Genomic DNA, 23,742 nt, shown 5'->3' with positions numbered 1-23,742 from the left:
GAGAATTATTTTTGGAATGATTTTCAAATAGGAAGCTTAATGATAAACTCTGAACCTTTTCCTATTGCTGAGTTCACTTCCAGAGTTCCTCCATGCTTTTCGACAACAATTTGACGAGCAATTGATAATCCTAGTCCTGTGCCTTGACCAACAAGCTTGGTGGTGAATAAATAGTCAAATATTTTTTGCTGGATATCAGCAGACATTCCCACTCCATTATCTTTAATCCGAATCAAGATATAGTTTTTATCTTCAGCAAGAATAGTCTGAATCAAAATTTGATTGGGATTGGCTTCAATTTCAATATAGGTGCGTCCTATATTAGATTCCTCTAAAGCGTCAATAGCGTTAGCTAACAAATTCATAAATACCTGATTTAGCTGTCCGATAAAGCATTTTAATTCTGGCAAATTACCGTAATCTTTAATTATTTGAATATTAGGACGATTCTCGGATGCTTTTAAGCGGTGTTTGAGAATCATGATTGTACTGTCAATGCCATCATGAATATTGCAAGAAATTTTGCGATCGCTATCTGCTCGAGAAAAGGTTCTAAGACTGGTACTAATGTCACGAATGCGCTGAACGCCCTCTTTCATTGAGGAAATTAAGTTAGGTAGATCGGTAAGCACATACTTCAAATCTATCGCTGCAATTTGCTCTTCAATTTCTAGAACTGGATTAGGATAGTGATGCTGATAAAGATCAATGAGGTTGCTCATTTCTTGGAAATATACTGAAGCATGTCCAAGATTGCCATGAATGAAACCAACTGGATTATTAATTTCATGAGCAACTCCTGCTACTAATTGACCAAGGGCAGACATTTTTTCTGTCTGTACAAGCTGAAGTTGAGACTCTTGTAGGTCTTTTAATACCCTAGATAATGCTGCTGTCCTTTCGGCAACTCGTTTTTCTAAAGTTTTGGTAAGATTTCGTAATTGCAGATGGGTTTTAATTCTAGCCAATAATTCTTCTTCATGAAATGGTTTAGTAATGTAATCAACTGCCCCCATATTTAGACCCTTTACCTTACTCTCAGTATCAGAATTGGCTGTCATAAAAATTACGGGTATATCACAAATGTCTGAGTTTTCTTTCAGCCTTTTACAAGTTTCAAATCCATCTATTCCAGGCATCATTACATCTAACAGAATCAAATCAGGTAATCTTTCTTGAACCTGTTTAATCGCCTTTTTTCCATCATTCTCTGTAATAACTTTAAAGCCGACGTTAGTTAATATGCTAAAGACAATCTCTAAATTTGTAGCAGTATCATCCACCACTAAAATTAAACTGTCTCCTGGTGTATAAAGCATTTTTATATCTGGCTCATAATTCATGTATTTAAATTAATTTAACTCCCTGTTACTTATTCACTATTACCCTGCGATCGCAGCTAAGTCACCTCTATTTTATTTGCAGATAGACTGAAAATTTTTTCCTATGACAATCCTATAGTTCCCAAAAACTTGGGTAACAGCAACATTCTCACGCTAAATTGCTCTATGCGACTACGGGAGCGATCGCTCCCGCATGAAAATGAGCCACTAATTTTCATTTTGATTATAGATGGACATCCTTTTTCATGAAGGCGACTGGCTTTAAATTAGTCATTATTACCCTTGTCTTTTGAAAAAGTGGTGTTAATTCAGAACAACTTTGCTACTGAACAATCTTTTTAATAAAGGCGATCGTTATGAAGTTAGTTATTAATACTCTTGTTGTTTCAGACAAGTAGTGTTTCTTTTGTAAAAATAAAATTACTGCTGCTTACCTCTTACTGAATTTGTAAGTATGTTATCTGTATTTATCCTGAACACACATTTCCGTAAATATTATTTTTTTAAAAAATCTGATTCCAGTATGATTCCGGATATCTTTTTAAGAAAAAAAAATAACAATAAATAGTTAAGTATTGGAATATTTATATATTTTAAATATCAGAATTGTGGCGTAAATATAATTTACACACTGTATAAAAACTGATATTTAAAAAGTTTATTTCCAAAAATGTATCTTGTAAATTTTGAATAACTATATTAGTTATGGAAAGATTAATATCTCCAGCTTTATACTGTCCTTTTTCATCACAAATCAATAAAAATATTGATTCTCTGGAAGAGTATAGCCTTGAATGGGTACTCGGTTTCAATCTTCTGGCAAATGAATCATCTTATCAGCGTTTCTGCAAGTCTAAATTTTTTTTAATAGCAGCCACTACCTATCCATATTGTAACTTTCAAGAACTGAAGATAGCAAATGACTGGTTGAGTTGGCTATTTATTTGGGATGATCAATGCGATCTATCAGACTTGAAAACAAAACCTGAACTTCTAAAAGGTATTCACAAGAGATTTATAGAAATATTAAATGGGGCAGAAGTTACAAGCCACGATATACCTCTTAGTCGTGCTTTAAGTAACTTACGAGCGCGAATGCTTGAAAAAGCAAGCCTGAAATGGTTAAATTATTTCATCTGCGGCTTTGAGAAATATTTATACGGTTGTTTTGAAGAAGCAAATAACCGTGTAGATGGAATTGTACCCGATACTGAGACTTATATTGCAATGCGTAGATTAAGCGCAGGTGCAGATGTTGCCTTGCCATTAATTGAACTTTGCGATCAGTTGATAATTCCTGATTTTTTACGAAAACAGGATATTTTTAACCAACTTAATGAGATTACAAATAATCTTCTGGGCTGGTCTAATGATATCTTTTCATTATCTAGAGAATTGGCAACTGGTCATGTTCATAATTTAGTATTCGTGCTACACCGCCAACACAAAATTTCTTTAGAAGAAGCAATGAAGCTTGCTACAAAAATGCACGATCATGAGATTCAAAAATTGGTAGATTTGGAAGCAAGCATTCCATCTTTTGGAGAAGAAATAGATGCTGAATTGGCAAAATATATATTAGGAATTCATGCTTGGATACGTGGGAATCTCGATTGGTATTCCTTCACTGCTCGCTACAAAACTGTAGAAATGCTGGAGCTAGCTAAATATTAATTAAATAGTATAGCTTCCAAATAAAAAAGGGAAGTTAGATTGGCTCTATCGCTCCTTCATCAGTTCTAATAAATACAACTATGTTGATTATATTGGTTGGGCTTTTATTTTTTGAAGGTTCACTATAAAACCTGAATTTTAATGCCATATCAGAAAGAAGCAAACCGTTATCTCATGATATCTCCTTACCCCTTTCCATTAAATGCAACTACCTAATCCTCTAAAAACCCCTTCTTTCCTCCAAAAGCTGCAATGGGTAGCTGACCCTGTTCGATATATGGAAAAAGCTACTCAACAGTATCCTGACATTTTTACTGGTAAGATAATTGGTTTTGGGGACACTGTAGTATTCGTGAACCATCCCCAAGCAATCAAGGAAATTTTAACTAATGATAGAAATAAATTTGCTGCTGTTGGCAAGATGAACAAAATTGGCGAACCCTTAGTAGGGGAATATTCAGTTGCCTTACTAGAGGGTACTCGTCACAAACAACAGCGACAACTTGTAATTCCTGCTTTTCATGGAGAGCAAATGCAGGTCTATGGTGAAAGGATCTGTGGTCTGTGTACAAAAGTTTTTAATCAGTTACCACTAAATCAGCACTTCTTTGCTCGAAATTTAACCCAGGAAATATCCCTACAAGTTATTTTACAGGTTGTCTTGGGCTTGAATGAAGGAGAAAAACTTCAAAACTTAAGCATCTATTGCCGCAGATATTAGATATTTTTCAGTCACCTTTGAGTTCTAGTTTATTGTTTTTCTCATTCTTGCAACAGGATTTAGGAGCTTGGAGTCCTTGGGGAAAGTTTCTGCGCGATCGCCAGCAAATTGATAAATTGATCTACGCTGAAATTAGCGAACGCAGGGAGCAAAATGATTCACACCGCAACGATATCTTATCCATGTTGATATCAGCACAGGATGACACTGGTCAATCGATGACAGATCAGGAGTTGCGCGATCAGTTGATGACTCTAATCGTTGCGGGATATGAAACTACAGCAACGGCGATCGCCTGGGGATTGTATTGGATTCACCAAAAGCCCCTAGTCCGTGAAAAACTACTTCAAGAATTGGATACCCTGGGTGATTCTCCAGATCCCATGAGCATTTACCGACTGTCATATTTAAGTGCTGTCTGCAATGAAACCTTGCGAATTCACCCCGTCGTCATATTCTCTTTTCCCAGAGTAGTACAAGAACCTGCCCAGCTGTTGGGACATTCTTTAGAGCCTGGGACTGTACTGCTTCCCAACATTTATCTAACTCATCAGCGTGAAGATTTATATCCCCAACCAAAGGAGTTTCAACCAGAGCGCTTTATTAAACGTCAATTTTCTCCCTATGAATTTCTGCCCTTTGGTGGCGGTGTCCGTCGTTGTATTGGTGAGGCTTTAGCTATATTTGAAATGAAGCTAGTATTAGCAACCGTCTTGTCACGCTATCAGTTAGCGCTAGTTGATCGACGAACAGAGCGACCTCAGCGCCGAGGTTTTACCCTTGCGCCTTCCAGTGGAGTCAAGATGGTAATTACAGGACGACGTGCGCGACAAGAGTCTTTAGTTAATATGACAACTACACTTGTATCTTAGAGCATCGATTCAGGAATCAAAAACCTAACCATTCAGCTTCCTCCCCTACAAAGGTTGGTAAGAGGTTCTTCCAGGATTACCTAATTGATTTATAGTAGCTTGTCAGAGTTGTTTTGATGAGTTTTAGAAATCACCCAGTTTGTTACAAAAACTGGGTTTTTATAATTTTAGGTTGGTTAGAACAGAGCAAAACTCGACAAACTTCCAAATTTTAGGTTTCGCTCTACTTAACCAAACTTTGTATTTTACAGCGCTTCCCGCTATTATGCAATACAGTTTTTCTTATTGCCTCTCTCCTAACATAGCTTTTAGCTTTGAGGATGTACCTCATAGCTGCCGGAAGTGCTGTAAAAGAAGCGTTACTAGTCTAGCTAGATATCTGACTGTTGCATTGGTATCTCAATCACAAACTCAGTCCCCTCTCCTAATGTGGAATCGCAGGTTAAACTACCCTTGTGTTTATCCACAATAATTTGATAGCTAATCGACAACCCCAACCCCGTGCCACTTCCTACTGGCTTGGTGGTAAAAAATGGGTCAAAGATTTTTTGCTGCACTACTTTTGTCATGCCAGAACCGTTATCAGCAATCCGAATTATCACCGTATTAGAATCTGTTAGTTCAGTAAATATGTGAATTTGCCCTACCCTATGAGAAGCTGATGATGCGTCTATGTGTTTTATTATTTGCTCTTTTTCATTTACCAATGATGGATGATCAATAAGAAATGAATCTTCTAAAGCATCAATCGCATTACTCAGGATATTCATAAACACCTGATTTAGTTGACCAGGATAACAAATAACTTCCGGTAATTTTCCGTATTCTTTGATAACTTCAATTTCTGGAAGACCGCTCTTTTCTTTAAGGCGATGTTGTAAAATCATTAAGGTATTGTTTATTCCCTCATGAACATCTACTGGCTTCATCTCAGATTCATCTAAGCGAGAAAAGTTGCGTAAGCCCAAAACAATATCTCTAATCCGTGAACTGCCCACTTTCATTGAATCTAGAATCTTTGGCAAGTCTTTTACTAGAAAATCTATGTCAATCTCCTCAGCTTTATCCTCAACTAAGGGCGAAGTATGGGGATATTCCTGCTGATAAACAGCTACTAAATCTAGCAAGTCTTTGACGTACTCACTAGCATGATTAATATTGCCATGAATAAAGTTAATGGGGTTATTGATTTCATGAGCAATTCCTGCGACCATTTCTCCCAAAGAAGACATTTTTTCGCTTTGAATCAATTGGATTTGGGTACGTTGCAATTCCTGTAGAGTTTCTTGTAAACAGTGATTTTTGTCGTTGAGTTCTTGCGTTCTTTCCTGGACTTTTTCTTCTAAAGTATGGTTGTAATCTTCCAAGCTTTCTTTAGCTTGTGCCAAATTTTTGTAGAGGATAGCATTCTCTAGAGATATTGCCGCTTGAGTAGTGAGGAGTTTGAGAACTTCTACGCGATCGCGTGTAAATGCTCCTGTAGTCAGATTATTTTCTAGATAAAGAATCCCAATCAAGTTACCTTGATTTTGAAGAGGTATAGACAACAAACTTTTCGGTTTTTCAGTAACAATGTAGCTGTCACCTGCTAAAAAAGAAACAGTATTTATATCATCAATAACTAAGATTTCTCTGGAGCGTTTAACGTAGTTAATCAAAGTAACAGGAACATCGTAGCTTAATTCAAGGCAAGTTGATGGAAACTCAGTATAGGTACGATCAAAATGCAAATTTGAACACACTGCTGTCACAGTTAATGCTAAGTTATCACCTTCACTCAAAATTAAAGCGCATTTAGAGGCTCCTGCATTCTCCATAACAACTTCCATTAAAGTAGAAAGTAGTGGCTCAAGCTCGATTTCTCCAGAGAGGGCTTGAGATGCTTTAATAAATGCGGCTAAATCCAGAGAATCAGAAATACTTCTCTTTGAGCCAATAACAGTTTGTTGATCGCTTAAGGTAGATAAAGATGATATAGATATGTTATTGACAGAAGTACTTTCATCACTGGGATGGATACTCAGGTTTTCTTGCTGGAGTATAGGAGTAAGTAATTGGGGATAGAGTTTTGTTAAATCGTTAACTTTCGCTAATGCTCCCCAATGAATGTAACCATAGTAGGCATCAGTTAGGTAGGTTTGGGCAATCTTCTGTTTGCCCCGTTCTAGATAAAATTTAGCGGCAAGTTCGTTGGCAAGAGCTTCTTCGTTGATATACTCATATTCTTTAGCAAAGGCGATCGCGCGATCGTAATTATCCATTGCTTCTATATATTGATCAAGAACTCGATGCCGCTCTGCCTCAACTAAATAAAACTTATGTAAATAATTCATTGGGGCATGATTTGCCCAGTGCTGCATCTTTTCTTGATTGACAACAACCTTATTTAAGATTTGTTCTTGTTCAGATTCATCAACATCAAAATAAACTGCCAGTCTAGCTAGTGAATCATAAAAATGGAATATAGGAAAAACTAACTGTCCAATCCCACCATGTAAATAATTTTCTGCCAAGCTAGCATTTTCAACCGCTTGAGAGTATTTCTGAAATAGGCAACAGAGATGCAATTTAGTTAAGTATAAATATAACAGTCCCATGCCATCATTTGCTTCCAGGTGAATCGGCAACATTTTCTCTTCATCGTAGGCTTCACCAATTAAAAGATGTGGATTTTCCCCAGTACCTATCAAGTTCAAGACACTCTGCCGATAAATCGCGCTCCAGTTAAATACTGTTTCTTGCTTGATTTGACCGATCGCACTGTTGTAAATTGCCATCTCCTGTTCCAGTCCGGTCAGTTCTCTACCAACAAAATATGAACAGTAGCAATAAACATTAAGAGCATAGGCTGCATATTCTAAATCTCCCGTTTCTAGCCCAGCAGAGTATGCTTCCAGTAAAGGTTTTAAGTTTTCCTTGGCATGTTCCTTCCAATGCCGGATAGCAGCATTAAATACCTCTATAACCTTAGCTTTAACTTCTTTAGCATTAAAGCGAGTTAACAAACTTGCAGCCAGTTTCCCAAATTGATAGCCAAACTCAATATCTCCTACTACCCCGCAGAGTATTACCCCATAAGCTACATAGGCATAGGCTGATAAGGAAGTGTTACCGTATTTAAGCGATAAATTAATCTGTTTAAAAGCAAACAAGGGATAAATTACAGGAAAAACTTGATAGGCATGACCAAGCGCACTCGATAGAATACGCATAGATGCTAAAGCTTGCTCCTCTGTCATCTCAGGCAAGTCAATTAAATCCTCAATACGCTTGCCGCTAAGATTTAATGTTAACTCTGCCATTGCTAGCTGAATATCTGACTGACTTGGATGCTCAGGAAACTCCACTCCCAAAAGTTTCAAAAAAGTTAGGGCAGTATTTACAGCCTTCAATGCTTGGTTCTGTGCCCCATAAGCCTGAATTTTGACTTCATAAACTTTTACTTTTTCTAGCAGTGGTTTACGTACCAACACCACCTCTGCCAATTCCTCCATCTGTTCAAAGTTGCCAGCTAGGTATGCTGCCTCTGTCGCAGTTTCATATAAAGCCAGGGTGAGATGATGTTTCATCTCCCAACTATCACCTGCCAACAGTTTGATGCCAGTAGTTAAATACTTAACGGCCGCGGGATAAGCTGTAGATGCTAAAGCTTTACGTCCAGCAATTAGATTCATCTGGGCTAGTTCATCTCGTTTAGCTTGAGGGGAAATGAATTCTGCTGCAATATTAAACTGATTGACAAGCTCAAAAATCTTTTCTTCCTGTTCTACAACTGGAATATTGTTGAATAACAGTAGCCCAATTTTTAAATGAATTGGCTTTTTTTGTTCTTCAGGAATTAAAGAATAAGCAGCTTGTTGCACTCGGTCATGTACAAATTTATATTTAGGTAGCTGTAAATTAGAAATTGAAAATTGTGTAGCTTCTATCCCATCAACAATCAAATCTTGATTATTATTATCTTGGGAAAAAATGTTGTAGTTTTCAGTCTGTGGTAAAACTAGCCCATCAAGCAATGCTTGCCACAAGTCTGATGCTGTATCTACTACAGATTTTTCATTGACGATCGCTAGAGTTTTTAAGTCGAACTGATTACCAATACACGCAGCCATTTTCAAAACTTTTTGGGTATGTATTGGCAATTTTCCTATTTGCAGGGCAATAAATTCTACTACATCGTCTGTGAGAGCTATTTCTTTGACTTTGGAAATATCATATTGCCAATAAGCAACATCAGAATTTAAGAAAATTAGTCCATCATGGTGTAAAGAATTGAGGAATTGAGCGGAAAAGAAGGGGTTGCCTTTAGTTTTAGCAAACACCATCTGGGTAAGAGCAACAGCAGCTACTTCAGGACAATGAAGGGTATCAGCAATGAAATGATTTAAATCACCCTGATTTAACGGTGCTAAAGTGATCGTATTAATAGTTACTGCTGTTTGTTCAATTTGTTGTAATGTTAAATAAAGCGGATGTCCCTTAAAAACTTCATTATCTCGATAGGAACCAATTAATAATAGACCTCCCTGCTTTTCATAAAGATGTTCTATCTCTTCTGATAGAGGAGACAACTTACTTTCACACATTAATAACTGAATTAATCTTAAAGAAGCTGTATCTGCCCATTGCAGGTCATCAAGAAAGATAACTAAGGGATGTTCTTTCGTAGTAAAGATTTTGATGAATTTTTGAAATAATAAATTGAACCGATTTTGGGCAGCGTTGCCAGAGATTTTTGTAATCGGAGGTTGCTTACCCATAATCTGTTCGAGTTCAGGAATTACATCAATAATTACCTGAGTTTGTGTACCCAATTCTCTGAGAATTTTGGCTTTCCATTCTTGAATTTGGGCATCAGTTTCCGATAGCAGTTGTGCGATTAAGTCCCGAAAAGCTTGCACGAATCCTGATAAGGGAATGTCACGTTGAAACTGATCAAATTTCCTTTGATGAAGTAGCTACGCTGCCGCACAATGGGTTTGTGGACTTCATTGACCACAGCAGTTTTGGCCAATGCCAGAGAAACCCGCAACTAATATCATTTCTGTTGCCCCCTCTGTCACACGCTTAAAAGCAGCGAGTAGGGTTTCAACTTCACTTTGACGACCATAGAGTTTTTCAGGGATTACGAAACGGTCTGAGATATCCCTCACGCCCAGTTCAAAGGGTGTAATATTTCCTGTTTCTTGCCACTGGTTTTGGCACGCTTCTAAGTCATGCTTTAACCCTGAAGCGCTCTGATAACGGTCTTCGGCATTTTTCGCCATCAGCTTGCTGATGATGTCAGACAAAATTGGTGGAATATTGGAGTTAATTCGGCTGACTTTTAACGGTTGTTTAGCAATGTGAGAGTAAACTAACTCCATCGGATCTTTAGTGATGAAGGGTAACTGTCCGGTGAGGAGTTGAAAGAAAGTAACACCGAGGGAATAAAAATCGCTGCGGTAGTCGATACCTCGGTTCATCCTTCCAGTTTGTTCTGGAGAAATGTAAGCCAGCGTGCCTTCTAAAATGTTGGGATTTGTGAGAAATTGAATTTCTCTTGGTAGGGGGGTGGCAATACTAAAGTCGATGAGTTTTATTTCATCTGTGGTAGGGTTTATAAGGATGTTGGCAGGCTTGATATCTTTGTGAATGATGCGATTGCGATGCAGTCCTTCAAGGGTAGAAGCAATTTTAATTGCAATGGGGAAAAACTCATTGAGGGAAAGTTTGTTTTCCTTCTTCCCCCTTTCTTCCAGTCGCCAGTCTTGGAGAGAAATACCGCCAAAATCTTCCATCACTAAGACGTAGCTGTTACGGTAGCTTTCTAAGCTATAGGTTTTGACTATGCCAGGAATATCAAGGTTTTTGGTAATGATATATTGATTTCGAAACTGAGCGATTTCCGCGAAGGAAGGATATTCATTCCGCATCAATTTGAGAACAACTGATTTTTGGTCTTGTTCTCTAATGCCCCGATAAACTAGGGTTTTACTTCCTGAGTAAACTTGCTCGGTAATACGATAGCCAGGAAATGCATATGATGTATCCGATACTACTAACATTGCAAACTATGCTCATAATTATTGCTTCTATGATTTAGTATTCCCGTACAAACACTGTGATTATCATGAAATAAGATTTTTTTGTTTAATTTGTATTAGAAAATATAATTTTTTATTAAATATATGATTTGGAAACAATGTAGGGTATTAGACTGCTTTGCTAGGCTTGAAAACTAATCTTATGCATCTATAGAAATTACGCAAAATTACAACATATAGAGGCAATCCATTAATTGCACCTATATGTTGTAATTTGCTATTTTTGAATTTTGTTGTCAACAATGCTTTGTCAACATAAGTGTTTTTGAACTAACTATTTTTACCCGCTTTTAATCGAACACCCGTTATTATAAACGGGGTATTTTGGGCTGCGATAATAATAACGAGCGCAAATACTACTTGATTTTTTGTTTAATAAAAGTCACAACCTGAGTTAGCTGTTTCTTCAAACCATCAATTTCTGCTTGCATTTTGACAATTTTCTCATTCAACGCATTGATTTCAGCGTCGGAAACTCCCCCATTACTAGAAGTTGCGTTGCTTACCGCCGTAGGCATCGCAGCATTGGCAACGTTAGGAGTTGCTACCGCAGTATTGGCAACGCTAGGAATTGCTACCGCAGTAGTTGCGACATTAGAGGTTGCAACTGTGCCATTTTTGGCAGCAACCCCTGCTCCTACTGGGACTAGTTCTGGGCGTGGCTGTTTCGCCTTGGCCATAGCTAACTTAATCGCGTTAATTAGTTGCTTTTGATCAAAAGGCTTGCCCAGAAATTCAAAATATTCAAATGGTTCTGTAATTTTCTCCGTCACCTCTTCCTTGCGACCAGACATGATCACTAAAGGAATTTTCCTTAACTCTGGGTGGGCTTGAACTTGCTGGAAAACTTCCCAGCCACTCATTTTAGGCAACAGGAAATCCAGCATAATTAGGCTGAGTTTTTCCTGAAGGATGAAATTTAGTCCTTCCACACCGTCTTTTGCTTCCAGTACGTCAAAATTGCCCGGAGGCAACATTTCTCGTACTTTTACCCTGACAACTGTAGTGTCATCGATAACTAAAATCTTGTTGCTTGCCACGACTGTTTGCTCTAACAGAAACTTTAAGTGTAAATAGCGGCTTTGCCGATTGTCCTTGAGAATCCTCCCACTATATACAAAATTTCTAGCAATTGGGGGATAGTATATTTCGGTATAAATGACATTGCTAGAGGTGTTTTGCAAAACTTTTGCTCGCGCTCTTTTCAATTTGTGTCATGGTGATATTTAACCGACAGGCCACTACATCTATATCCGCATCTTGCTTGGATGTCTATGATTTCGTCACAACAAGCCGATCTAAAGTCTGAAATTACGGCAATGCCTAGCTGGTTACGTCGCCCGATTGGCAAAGCCAGTGAAATCTCTACCGTACAACGTATTATTAAGCAGCGCCAAATTCACACGATTTGCGAAGAAGGTCGCTGTCCCAACCGGGGAGAGTGCTATGCCCAAAAAACTGCAACTTTCTTGTTAATGGGGCCTACTTGCACACGCTCTTGTGCTTTCTGTCAAGTAGATAAAGGTCATGCACCGATGCCTCTTGATTTAGAGGAACCTCAAAAGGTAGCCCAGGCGGTGCAGCTTTTGGGATTGCGTTATGTGGTGCTGACTTCTGTAGCCCGTGATGACTTAACCGATCAGGGTGCAGGGCACTTTGTGGAGACGATCGCGACTATTCGCCAATTGAACCCAGAGACTCAAATTGAAGTGCTGACCCCCGATTTTTGGGGTGGTGCTGGTGTTGGCGAATCAGGTCAACGCCAACGAATAGCGATGATTGTCAAAGCCAAACCAGCTTGTTTCAATCACAATATTGAGACAGTGCAACGGTTAACTGGGCCAGTACGCCGGGGAGCTAAATACGATCACTCGCTCTCGGTACTAGCTATGGTTAAAGAAATAGATTCGACAATTCCCACCAAATCAGGTTTGATGCTGGGACACGGAGAAACACTTGATGAAGTCATTGAAGCAATGGCTGATTTAAGGGCTGTGGAGTGTGATCGCTTGACTATCGGGCAGTATATGCGTCCTTCTTTAGAACATCTGCCAGTCCAAAAATATTGGACTCCAGAGGAATTCGATCAACTCGGCAGATTAGCATGGGAAATGGGATTCAACCATGTTCGTTCTGGGCCTCTGGTTCGCAGTTCCTATCATGCTGGAGAGGAGTGAAGAGGGGAATAGGGTACAGGTTACAGGGTACAGGTTACAGGGTACAGATTATTCCCTGTCACCTGTCACCTGTCACCTCTCCCCCTAATCCAATTCCCAACTTCACACAAATATTCTTAAAGAATTTGAGTATTTGGTACGCCAGTTTGGTATTTCTTAAAAAGTCCTGACATTAGGAGAATCGCATTATGACTGCTAAAACAACGAAGAATTCCCCAGTTGCCGACAGTGGAGCTAAACCTCCCTACGCCTTTCGCACAGGCTGGGCACTGTTATTGTTAGCTATCAATTTTTTGGTGGCAGCCTACTATTTCCACATTATTGAGTAGTTAAAAGTGCAGTGGTGCTGCTCAAATCGTTCCTTTGAATAAACCTTTGGGACGAATGAGCAGCACCAAAATCATGATCAACAGTGCTACACCTTGTTTGTACTGTGAACCCAGCCAAGGAGTGCTGATTTCTTGGACGATGCCAATGATAAAAGCTGCTGCGATCGCACCGTAAGGGTTGCCAATGCCACCAAGAATTACTGAGGCAAATAATGGTAAAATTAAAAACCATCCCATATTCGGGCGCACGGCTGTAATTAACCCATACATACTGCCGCCCAATGACGTAAGCGTGCCAGCAATTACCCAAGTCCAGAAAATTACTCGGTCAACATTAATACCTGAAACCCTGGCTAAGTCCAGATCATCAGCAACTGCTCGCATCGCCTTACCAATTTTGGTATTTTGCAGCAGGTAATGCAGCGCCAAAATTGCTAGCACCGCCAACCCTAATACCAATAATTGATTTTGCGGTATCTTTAAACCCAAAATATCTAAAGCCGGAGTAACAGGTAAATTATAATTTTGGTTCTTGCCACCCCAAATAAAAATAATCCCATTGCGGATAAATAAGGCAAGTCCGATAGAAATAATAATCAACGTAGTGGAAGTAGCACGAATAGAGCGCATCTTTGACCACAGTAACTTTTCCGATAACAGCATTGCTGCTACTGTTCCCGCCGCCGCCAGGATCATCGACAACCAAATATTGACTCCAATCGTGTTTATCAGCCAGGTAAGATAGGCTCCTAAAGTTAAAAAGTCACCGTGAGCAAAGTTAGATAACCGTAAAATTCCATAAGTAAGAGTCAGTCCGACTGCGGCTAGAGCAATAATGCTTCCCACTGCAATCCCATTAACGATTAGTTGGGCAAGTTGTATATCCATAGGCCTTATGTTGCATTAAAAAATTTTAGGTCAGTGATTCATATAATAATTTTTTATATAGCGGCTAAATTTGACATCATAAGTTATGGTTTATAACAACATAATTTATGGTTTATAAATAAAAAAGAATTGTCCGCTAATATACATAAAATCCTGTTCGGATTTTTATGTGAGCTAAACTTGTTCAGCGGTCTAGTTGACCATGCAGCAGTATTCAAGCTTACCAGACCAGAACTCACTGATAGATGCAACGCCAAAACTTTTGACAACAATTGAGCAACTTCGCGCACAACTGTGGCTGGAGAGCGGCTTAAACCAGTTGCAAAGTCGCCTTAATGATTACCTGCTTTCTGCTTGTAACACTGTCCCACAGCCAGGAGCCGCACAAGCGGAAGTTTTCCAAACCGTTCTTAACGAGATTAACAATACTGTTAACAGGAGTAATCTGGCGCTTACAGATTTTGCTGTAGGCATCGCTCTGTTTCAACCACAAGAAACTTTTGCGACAGTTTGCTATATTTCTCACTCTCCATCCCTAAATTCACAACCTTTATTTCTAGAAGTGCTGACAGCAGAAAAAAAGCTGCTGTTGAAATTGCAAGAGGTTATAGAACTTGAAGATTTGCAACAGCTTGAAAATCAACAACCACCGAGTGCTTGGCGGTTGGCTGATGATTTTGGCAGCGTTATAGGATGGCTACTTATGGCCGTAGCGCCCCTAAGCTCTGCTCATGAGTCACTCGTAGAATCACAAGCTCAACTCAGATCGCAATTTATGGCAAGGTCTGCTAATCACTGTACAACAGCCTTGCTACAACTCAAACACATATTATCTTGGCAGCAACGGTATCAACTGTTAAGTAACTCTAATCAAGATTTGGAGCGCACTAATCAACTCAAAAATCAGTTTTTGGCAAACACCAGCCACGAAATTCGCACACCGCTTAGTTCTATTATTGGGTTTACCCATCTGCTTTTAGCTCCAGGGTTTGAGCCAACTAAAGAACGCCAGCAAGAGTATTTAAGTATCATTCAGTCTAGCGGGAAGCACTTGCTAGCTCTGATTAATGATATTTTGGATCTTTCTAAAATTGAGGCGAATCAACTAGAAGTACAGTGCGAAATAGTAGATGTACCACTACTATGTATGAATGTTTTGACACTGGTGAAAGAGAAAGCCGCTAATAAGGGTTTGAAACTGTGCTTAGAAATTGAACCCGATATTACAACTCTAGTCGCCGATCCCTTACGACTCAAGCAAATGCTGTTGAATTTAATCTTCAACGCTCTCAAGTTTACCAATGAAGGAAGTGTTGGCTTACGGGTTGCTTGCAAAGGTGTATTTGTGCATTTTACAGTTTGGGATACTGGCACTGGCATTTCCCAAGAAGACCAAGTTCAACTGTTTCAGCCCTATTTCCAAATTGGCAAGGCTGTAGCGGATGGTATTGAAGGTACTGGTTTGGGTTTAGCAGTAACTCGGAAACTTGCCCAAATTCATGGTGGTTCTGTGACAGTGGAATCTGAAGTAAATCATGGCTCTCGTTTTACCCTCGTTCTTCCTCTTAAGCAAGAGGTGGGAGTAGGGGGAGCAGGGAAAGCAGGGGAAGCAGGGGAAGGAGAATTTTCTTCATTTCCTTTGCCTTTCACACCTAGCTCGTCTGTAGAGATTTTGCTGGTAGAAAATGATTTACCCAACGCTGGTTTGATGCAAATTTATTTACGTAAATTGGGATATCAGGTGACTTGGGTTAAGAAGGCTACTGAGATGTGGGAAGCTCTAACACAGTTAAACCCAGCCGTGATTTTAATGGATGTTTATCTGGCAGATGACAATGGTCTAAACTTGGTACAACAACTGCGAAAACATCAGCAATATCGGACGATTCCGGTAATTATTCAAACAGCAATGGCAATGAAAGGCGATCGCGAAACTTGTCTAGCTGCTGGAGTAAATGACTATATTTCTAAACCAATTGATTTACCACTTTTAGCCAGTCTGGTGGCTAAGTACAGTAAAGCCACCAAGCTTCGTTGATGGGGAGTAGGGAGTAGGGAAATAGGGAGCAGGGAAAGAAAAAGTAACCAATGCCCAATGCCCCAAAACTAATGACTACAATATAAATTATTGGGTGCTATAAGGTTTTGGCAGGATTGGGAAATGATGCTAACAGAAAAATTTGAGCAATTAAAAGCCTTATTTCAAGAGATGGATCAGGCGTTGATTGCCTACTCTGGGGGCGTTGATAGCACTTTGGTTGCCAAAATTGCTTATGATGTGTTGGGCGATCGCGCTTTAGCTGTCACTGCTGTTTCTCCTTCACTGTTGCCAGAAGAGTTGGAAGATGCCAAAATTCAAGCTGCAACTATTGGGATTGGACATAAAATCGTCCAGACTCACGAGATGGAAAATCCCAATTACACTTCTAACCCTGTTAATCGCTGTTATTTTTGCAAAAGTGAGTTGCACGACACTCTCAAACCTTTAGCCTTACAGTTGGGCTATCCTTATGTGGTGGATGGGGTGAATGCCGATGATTTGCATGATTATCGCCCAGGAATTCAGGCGGCTAAAGAAAGAGGGGCGCGATCGCCTTTAGCAGAATTGGGTGTCACTAAAGTAGAAGTTCGCCAACTTTCGCAACAACTCGGTTTACCTTGGTGGGATAAACCTGCTCAACCTTGCCTCAGTTCGCGGTTTCCTTATGGTGAAGAGATTACTGTGGCTAAGTTGCAACGAGTCGGTAGAGGAGAAATTTATCTACGAAAACTAGGTTGGCAGAATTTGCGCGTGCGATCAGAAGGGGATACAGCACGTATTGAATTACCACCAGCACAAATTAAAGAGTTTGTATTGGCTAACGATTTACAAACATTAGTTTCGGCATTTCAAGATTTTGGATTTATCTATGTAACCTTGGATTTAGAAGGTTATCGCAGTGGTAAGTTAAATCAGGTTTTGAATCGGGAAGCCTTGGGCGTTAAACTATAGCATTTTCCTGGACTGTAGATACGGTTGTGCTTTTTTCATCTGCCTCACTGGTTTTGGCCAACTGCATCAGTGTCTCATACCAATCCATAATCGGCAGATGAGCAGGTGCTGTTAGCTCTTTAGTAGCCTGTCTACGCAATTCCATAACTGATGATGATGCGATCGCTCACTTTTGGCGCTGAGTGAGCTTATATTCTATCTGCTGTAGTGCGGATCGCCACACATCATATCCCTCTTGAGACAAGTGCAACCCATCTGTGGTTAACTCTGGGCGCAAATTGCCTTCCATATCCGTAAACCAGCTATAAATATTGAGATAATTAGCGCCTTCTTCTTTGGCAATCACGGTTAGTTGTATGTTGATGTGACGAATGCGGCTGTTAGAAAGTCTTGGTAGGCGAGTAGGCAAAATTGATTGGACAATAATTTGAGCTTGTGGGTGAGTCTGCCGTAAACGCCGGACAATCCGGCGATAATTACGCAAAATTGTTTCATCACTAGCGCCTTTTCGTAAGTCGTTAATCCCAGCCATGATGTAAATCACATTTGGCCGTGTTGCCGAAAATGCTCCCAATCTTTTTAAAACGCCACTGGAAGTATCTCCAGATATGCCTTGATTCAGCCACAATTTACCAGTAGGCAGTTTTTCTCTGGGAAACCACATGCTCAAAGAATCACCAACTAAAATACTTAGATGATTTGCACCTTGACCTTGAGCGATCGCTCTGGCTTCTGAAGCTAGTAAACTTTTCCAGTCGTCATAAGTTAGTTGACGTTTTTTGATCGACTCCCACAATGATCGCAAATTATCACTATTTACGCGTGTATAAATCTGACCTGTTTTCAGAGCCGCTAATCTTTGATAGTAAAGTTGATTGCCAGATGTCAGCAAGAGACCAGTTGCTTGGGCACTGGGGTTGGTTAATGACTCTGTTGGGGCTGGTAATCCCTGACTGCTGAATTCTGGTAGGCTAGGGACGTTTTTCTCACTTACTGTTGGCTGCGAACTTTTTAGGGTTTGGAACCCTTGGCCGCTGAGTTCTGGTAAGGAGAGATCAACGGTATTGATAATTTTTGTACTGATTATTGCCTGCGAACCCTGTTTTAAATCCCATAAAAATCTAGAATTTTCTGGCAGGACAATCGACAGATGTGGAAGAGCCGATGCTGGTATTGCTAATCCTGTTAACAAGCCTGCTGCCAACAGATAAGGATCCCTCATCGCTTTCTCTCTCCTCTACTCACTGCTTTTCCATATCACAGCATTAGTTACCTGTATTCAGGAAAATTTTACTTTGGTTAATCTATTATTCTTATTTACACTGTGTAGTTCTGTAAAGCGTGTTTACGATATTATATTTGACAATTTACGATCTCTTTAAACTACGATTTCTCCAATGGTATAAAAATCCTGTTTTTGATAATAGTTCTACTGAAACCACTGTTTTTATCAGTCGACTACTTTAAATAAAAAACAGGCACATTCAACACGTTAGTTATAAAATTATCCCGGCTTTGGGGACTTCCAAATCAAAAATAGTATCCAATAATCTCTTCTCTATTTTTCCCACCCAAAACCCAAAAAAAATCCCCAACCTTTCGGCAGGGGATTTTTTTTACTTAATCTACAAAACTAGCAGCCCAATTAACCGAACTTACCAGCAGTAGAAGCAATCAAGAATGCAGCGTAAGTCAAGACATAGCCAACAGTGAAGTGAGCTAGACCAACCACACGACCTTGAACGATAGACAGAGCCACGGGCTTATCTTTCCAGCGAACTAGGTTAGCTAGAGGAGTGCGTTCGTGTGCCCAAACTAGGGTTTCAATCAACTCTTGCCAGTAACCTCTCCAGGAGATTAAGAACATGAAGCCAGTAGCCCAAACTAGGTGTCCAAACAAGAACATCCAAGCCCAGACAGACAGGTTATTCACGCCATACGGGTTGTAACCGTTAATCAACTGAGCAGAGTTAGCCCAGAGGTAATCGCGGAACCAGCCCATGAGATATGTAGAGTTCTCATTGAACTGAGCTACGTTGCCTTGCCAAATACCTAGATGTTTCCAATGCCAGTAGAACGTAACCCAACCAAGGGTGTTGAGCATCCAGAATGTAGCGAGGTAGAAGGAATCCCATGCTGAGATATCGCAAGTACCGCCACGACCGGGGCCGTCACAAGGGAAGGCATAGCCGAAGTCCTTTTTATCGGGCATCAGCTTAGAACCACGGGCATCCAAAGCACCTTTGACCAAGATCAAGGTGGTGGTGTGCAGACCCAAAGCGATCGCATGGTGAACCAAGAAGTCGCCAGGGCCAATTGTCAAGAACAGGGAGTTAGTACCAGCATTGATGGCATCTAACCAGCCTGGCAACCAAACGTTAGCGTAGTTTGGCCATGCTGTATTGGCAATACTATCTGGGTTAGACAGCAAGGTGTCTAAGCCGTACAGTACTTTACCATGAGCAGCTTGGATGAACTGGGCAAACACTGGCTCAATCAGGATTTGCTTTTCAGGAGTACCGAAAGCAACTACTACATCGTTGTGGACGTACAAGCTGAGGGTGTGGAAGCCTAAGAAAAGAGATACCCAGCTAAGGTGGGAAATAATCGCTTCTTTGTGCTGTAACACACGCTCAAGGACGTTGCCCTTGTTTTGTTCTGGGTCGTAATCACGTACCCAAAATATAGCTCCGTGAGCAAAAGCACCAAGTATCAGGAAACCAGCAATATATTGATGGTGCGTGTACAGCGATGCCTGAGTTGTGTAGTCCTTAGCAATAAATGCATAAGGAGGCATGGCGTACATGTGCTGTGCCACCAAAGAGGTGACAGTTCCCAGAGCAGCTAGATGAATACCTAACTGGAAGTGCAGCGAGTTGTTATAGGTGTCGTACAACCCTTGGTGAGGCAGGTTGAACTGACCTTCACTCTTTGTACCAGGTACTAAACCGGATTTGGAGTTCAGCATTTCTTTGATGCTGTGACCAATTCCGAAGTTAGTCCGGTACTGGTGTCCGGCAACTATAAAGATAACTGCGATCGCTAAGTGGTGATGAGCCATGTCAGTCAACCACAAAGCTTCTGTCTGGGGATGGAAACCACCCAAGAAAGTCAGAATTGCAGTACCTGCACCTTGCGATGTGCTGAATATATGCCCAGGAGTGTCAGGGTTTTGAGCATAAACACCCCAGTTACCGGTGAAGAAAGGTGTCAAACCTGCTGGATGGGGTGGGGTGTTGAGGAAGTTATCCCAACCTACGTGCTGTCCGCGAGATTCGGGGATCGCAACGTGAATTAAGTGACCAGCCCAAGCCAAAGAACTAACACCAAACAAACCTGCTAAGTGGTGGTTTAGGCGGGGTTCAGCGCTCTTAAACCATGCCAAGCTAGGACGGTACTTGGGTTGCAAGTGCAGCCAGCCAGCGAACAAGAACACCGCTGCCAACAACAACAGACCAACTGAACCAGTGTACAGTTCACTGTTTGTCCGCATACCGATGGTGTACCACCAGTGGTAAACACCAGAGTAAGCAATATTTACCGGATTACTAGCACCCGCTTGGGTAAAAGCTTCGATCGCTGGTTTACCAAAGTGGGGATCCCAAATCGCGTGAGCGATGGGACGGATGTGAAGGGGATCTTTAATCCACTGTTCAAAGTTACCTTGCCAGGCCACGTGGAACAGGAGGCTGGATGCCCACAGGAAGATGATTGCCAAGTGACCGAAGTGAGTTGCGAAAATCTTTTGGTAAAGATTTTCTTCCGTCATGCCATCATGGGTTTCAAAATCGTTGCCTGTAGCGATCGCATACCATATCCGACGAGTCGTCGGATCCTGTGCGAGATCCTGGCTAAATTTCGGAAATTTTGTCGCCATAGGTTTAATAATCCTCTGACCTTTAGCCATCAAATACCAGTTGAATTTTGGATTTTGGATTATAGATTTTAGATTGAATCCAAAATCTAAAATCTCAAATCCAAAATTTCCTGATTGCTACCCTACTGAAAGGATGTGTGCATGGAAGAATGCCCAAGTTGTGGCAATTCCTCCTAAGAGGTAGTGAGCTACCCCTACAGCTCGACCCTGAATAATACTCAGAGCGCGAGGCTGAATTGCTGGTGCTACCTTCAGTTTGTTATGCGCCCAAACAATGGACTCAATCAGTTCTTGCCAGTAGCCGCGACCACTGAACAGGAACATCAAGCTGAATGCCCAGACAAAGTGAGCGCCTAAGAAGAGTAGTCCATAAGCAGATAGCGCGCTGCCGTATGAATTGATGACTTGTGTAGCTTGTGCCCACAAGAAGTCTCGCAACCAACCGTTGATGGTAATAGCGCTTTGGGCAAAGTTACCACCAGTGATGTGAGTCACATTCCCGGCTGCATCTACAGTTCCCCACACATCTGATTGCATTTTCCAGCTGAAGTGGAAAATTACAATGGATATTGTGTTGTACATCCAGAAAAGTCCGAGGAACACATGGTCCCAACCAGAAACTTGACAGGTACCGCCACGACCAGGGCCGTCGCAGGGGAAGCGGAAGCCCAAGTTTGCTTTGTCTGGAATCAGACGAGAGCTACGGGCAAACAGTACACCTTTGAGCAGAATTAGGACAGTAACGTGGATTTGGAATGCGTGAATATGGTGGATTAAGAAGTCCGCCGTACCCAAAGCAATAGGCATCATCGCTACCTTACCGCCTACAGCCAAAATTCCACCGCCGAAAGCATAGCTAACGGGTTCTAGCGCGTTGGGGGCAGTACCACCAGGAGCTAAGGTGTGGATGTTTTGTACCCACTGAGCAAACACTGGCTGCAATTGAATTGCAGTATCAGAGAACATATCTTGGGGACGCCCCAAGGCACGCATTGTATCGTTATGGATGTAAAGTCCAAAGCTATGGAAGCCGAGGAAGATACACACCCAGTTAAGGTGAGAAATAATCGCATCTCGGTGACGAATCACCCGATCCAATAAGTTGTTTTGGTTCACAACTGGATCGTAATCCCGCACCATGAAGATTGCAGCGTGAGCCGCACCGCCGACTATACAGAATGCACCAATCCACATGTGGTGGGTGAAAATGCACAACTGCGTAGCATAGTCAGTTGCCAAATATGGATAGGGAGGCATCGCGTACATGTGATGCGCGATGATGATGGTCAGCGAACCCAAGAAGGCCAGGTTAGTAGCCAACTGAGCGTGCCAGGATGTGGTCAGGTTTTCGTAGAGACCTTTGTGACCTTCACCGGTGAAAGGACCTTTGTGGTTTTCTAGGATCTCTTTAATGCTGTGACCAATACCCCAGTTGGTACGGTACTGATGACCAGCAATGATAAAGAGAACTGCGATCGCTAAGTGGTGATGAGCAATGTCAGTCATCCACAAGCCACCAGTTACTGGGTTTAGACCGCCCTTGAAGGTAAGGATGTCAGCATACTGACCCCAATTCAAGGTGAAGAAAGGTGCTAAACCAGCAGCAAAGCTGGGATACAACTCGGTCAACAAGTCTTTGTTCAAGATGAACTCGTGGGGCAAGGGGATGTCTTTGAGAGCAACGCCTGCATCCAAAAGCTTGTTGGTCGGATTGGACACGTGGATTAAGTGGCCTGCCCATCCCAAGGAACCACAACCTAGCAAGATTTGCAAGTGGTGGTTCAGCATTGATTCCACATTTTGGAACCATTCCAGTTTGGGAGCGCGTTTGTGGTAGTGGAACCAGCCGGCAAATAAGAATAAGCCTGCTAATACCAAGCCACCGATCGCAGTTACATAAAGCTGGAAGGAGTTTGTGATCCCCCAGCCACGCCATACTTGGAACAAACCGGAGGTGATTTGAATACCGTGGAAACCACCGCCAACATCACCGTTTAAAATGTCTTGTCCAACAATGGGCCAAACGACTTGGGCACTAGGTCTAACGTTCAACGGATCGCTTAACCAAGCTTCGTAGTTAGAAAACTTCGCGCCGTGGAATATCATCCCGCTCAACCAAACCATCACTACGGCTAGGTGGCCGAAGTGGGCTGAGAATATCTTGCGGGAAATGTCTTCTAAATCGCTTGTATGTGTATCAAAATCATGGGCGAGTGCGTGCAGGTTCCAAATCCATGTGGTGGTTTTGGGACCTCTGGCTAAGGTTCTGTCAAAGTGTCCAGGTTGCGCCCATCTCTCGAATGAGGTTGGAACTGGGTCATTATCGACGATTACTCTTGCCTTTTTTTCCTCTCGCTCCGGAGGACTTATTGTCATTCGACCTCCTCTCTTGATAAGGAATGAGGAATCATGAATACCACAAAATTAACCATTACCGCAAATTCCAGAATTTTACTGAAGCCGCGATGAAGACCGATGTGGATTGTTGTTTCTCGTTGAATTATAGAGTCTCCAGTTGTACATTGTTGGAGATAGTTGGAGATATTTTAACAATAATTCAAACTTGCTGTAATTCCTGCCTTATCTGCCTTTTAACTTCAAATTTTTTTTCCAAAAGTCAATAGATCATCTATTTAATTTACAAAGAATAACAATTCGTAAAACTTATGATTTGGCTGTATGTAGGGGATGTCTCAGCTTTTACTGCTATTACTCATGAACATTTATGTCATATTTCCAGTTTTGCAAGTAAAACGCTGTAAAGAATATGACTTATTTTAAAA

Annotated in this window: 14 protein-coding genes and 1 pseudogene; 6 read left to right on the top strand and 9 right to left on the bottom strand. The window is 41.1% G+C overall.

The features are described from left to right. Window positions 1-23 precede the first annotated feature (23 nt). Window positions 24-1,343 (bottom strand): hybrid sensor histidine kinase/response regulator, encoded by a 1,320-nt coding sequence (locus ANSO36C_RS11660; protein ID WP_251959670.1) that lies wholly within the window; start codon window positions 1,341-1,343, stop codon window positions 24-26. A gap of 705 nt (window positions 1,344-2,048) precedes the next feature. On the opposite strand from ANSO36C_RS11660, the gene ANSO36C_RS11655 reads away from it, so the two are divergent. Both ANSO36C_RS11655 and ANSO36C_RS11650 read left to right on the top strand, forming a co-directional pair. Beyond that, complete coding sequence (locus ANSO36C_RS11655; protein WP_251959669.1) at window positions 2,049-3,017, top strand: terpene synthase family protein; 969 nt, start codon at window positions 2,049-2,051, stop codon at window positions 3,015-3,017. Between the two features lie 202 nt (window positions 3,018-3,219). Next, a pseudogene (locus tag ANSO36C_RS11650) lies at window positions 3,220-4,610 on the top strand (cytochrome P450). Window positions 4,611-4,981: 371 nt separating this feature from the next. On the opposite strand, the gene ANSO36C_RS11645 reads toward ANSO36C_RS11650, so the two are convergent. From ANSO36C_RS11645 to ANSO36C_RS11640, 3 genes are all read right to left on the bottom strand, one after another. Beyond that, window positions 4,982-9,511 (bottom strand): trifunctional serine/threonine-protein kinase/ATP-binding protein/sensor histidine kinase, encoded by a 4,530-nt coding sequence (locus ANSO36C_RS11645; RefSeq protein ID WP_410174692.1) that lies wholly within the window; start codon window positions 9,509-9,511, stop codon window positions 4,982-4,984. Window positions 9,512-9,598: 87 nt separating this feature from the next. Beyond that, entirely contained in the window at window positions 9,599-10,657 is a 1,059-nt protein-coding gene (locus ANSO36C_RS34840) for a serine/threonine-protein kinase (protein ID WP_410174691.1), read from the bottom strand. A 395-nt stretch (window positions 10,658-11,052) separates the two neighbouring features. Next, on the bottom strand, window positions 11,053-11,736 hold the full coding sequence (locus tag ANSO36C_RS11640; protein WP_251960314.1) for a response regulator: 684 nt from the start codon (window positions 11,734-11,736) through the stop codon (window positions 11,053-11,055). 234 nt (window positions 11,737-11,970) lie between these two features. On the opposite strand from ANSO36C_RS11640, the gene lipA reads away from it, so the two are divergent. Further along, window positions 11,971-12,873 carry a lipoyl synthase gene (gene lipA, locus ANSO36C_RS11635; protein WP_251959668.1) on the top strand — a complete coding sequence of 301 codons (903 nt, stop codon included), beginning with the start codon at window positions 11,971-11,973 and terminating at the stop codon, window positions 12,871-12,873. A 188-nt stretch (window positions 12,874-13,061) separates the two neighbouring features. Continuing rightward, window positions 13,062-13,202, top strand: coding sequence for a photosystem I protein PsaX (gene psaX / locus ANSO36C_RS11630; RefSeq protein WP_196522556.1), 141 nt, complete (start codon window positions 13,062-13,064; stop codon window positions 13,200-13,202). Window positions 13,203-13,223: 21 nt separating this feature from the next. On the opposite strand, the gene ANSO36C_RS11625 is transcribed toward psaX, so the two are convergent. After that, complete coding sequence (locus tag ANSO36C_RS11625; protein WP_251959667.1) at window positions 13,224-14,090, bottom strand: branched-chain amino acid ABC transporter permease; 867 nt, start codon at window positions 14,088-14,090, stop codon at window positions 13,224-13,226. A gap of 202 nt (window positions 14,091-14,292) precedes the next feature. Between ANSO36C_RS11625 and hrmK the strand changes: the two genes are divergently transcribed. Beyond that, the gene (hrmK, locus tag ANSO36C_RS11620; protein ID WP_251959666.1) at window positions 14,293-16,128 is read left to right on the top strand and encodes a hybrid histidine kinase/response regulator HrmK; all 1,836 of its coding nucleotides are present in this window, start codon (window positions 14,293-14,295) and stop codon (window positions 16,126-16,128) included. Between the two features lie 126 nt (window positions 16,129-16,254). After that, the gene (gene larE / locus ANSO36C_RS11615; protein WP_251960313.1) at window positions 16,255-17,082 is read left to right on the top strand and encodes an ATP-dependent sacrificial sulfur transferase LarE; all 828 of its coding nucleotides are present in this window, start codon (window positions 16,255-16,257) and stop codon (window positions 17,080-17,082) included. Here larE and ANSO36C_RS11610 read toward each other — a convergent pair. From ANSO36C_RS11610 to psaA, 4 genes are all read right to left on the bottom strand, one after another. Beyond that, window positions 17,072-17,227, bottom strand: a complete 156-nt coding sequence (locus tag ANSO36C_RS11610; RefSeq protein WP_251959665.1) for a hypothetical protein — start codon at window positions 17,225-17,227, stop codon at window positions 17,072-17,074. The genes larE and ANSO36C_RS11610 overlap by 11 nt on opposite strands. 21 nt (window positions 17,228-17,248) lie before the next feature. Next, window positions 17,249-18,304, bottom strand: a complete 1,056-nt coding sequence (locus ANSO36C_RS11605; protein WP_251959664.1) for an SGNH/GDSL hydrolase family protein — start codon at window positions 18,302-18,304, stop codon at window positions 17,249-17,251. Between the two features lie 423 nt (window positions 18,305-18,727). Then, a complete protein-coding gene (psaB, locus tag ANSO36C_RS11600) occupies window positions 18,728-20,959 on the bottom strand; it encodes a photosystem I core protein PsaB (protein ID WP_251959663.1) in 2,232 nt (743 codons plus the stop codon). Window positions 20,960-21,076: 117 nt separating this feature from the next. Beyond that, window positions 21,077-23,335: a photosystem I core protein PsaA gene (psaA, locus tag ANSO36C_RS11595; protein WP_251959662.1), complete on the bottom strand. Its 2,259-nt coding sequence runs from the start codon at window positions 23,333-23,335 to the stop codon at window positions 21,077-21,079. Window positions 23,336-23,742: the final 407 nt, after the last annotated feature.

Source organism: Nostoc cf. commune SO-36 (genome assembly GCF_023734775.1).
In the GTDB taxonomy this organism is placed as follows: domain Bacteria; phylum Cyanobacteriota; class Cyanobacteriia; order Cyanobacteriales; family Nostocaceae; genus Nostoc; species Nostoc commune_A.
The sequence above is the reverse complement of the archived record's forward strand: the minus strand, read 5'-3'. Positions and strand labels throughout refer to the sequence as shown.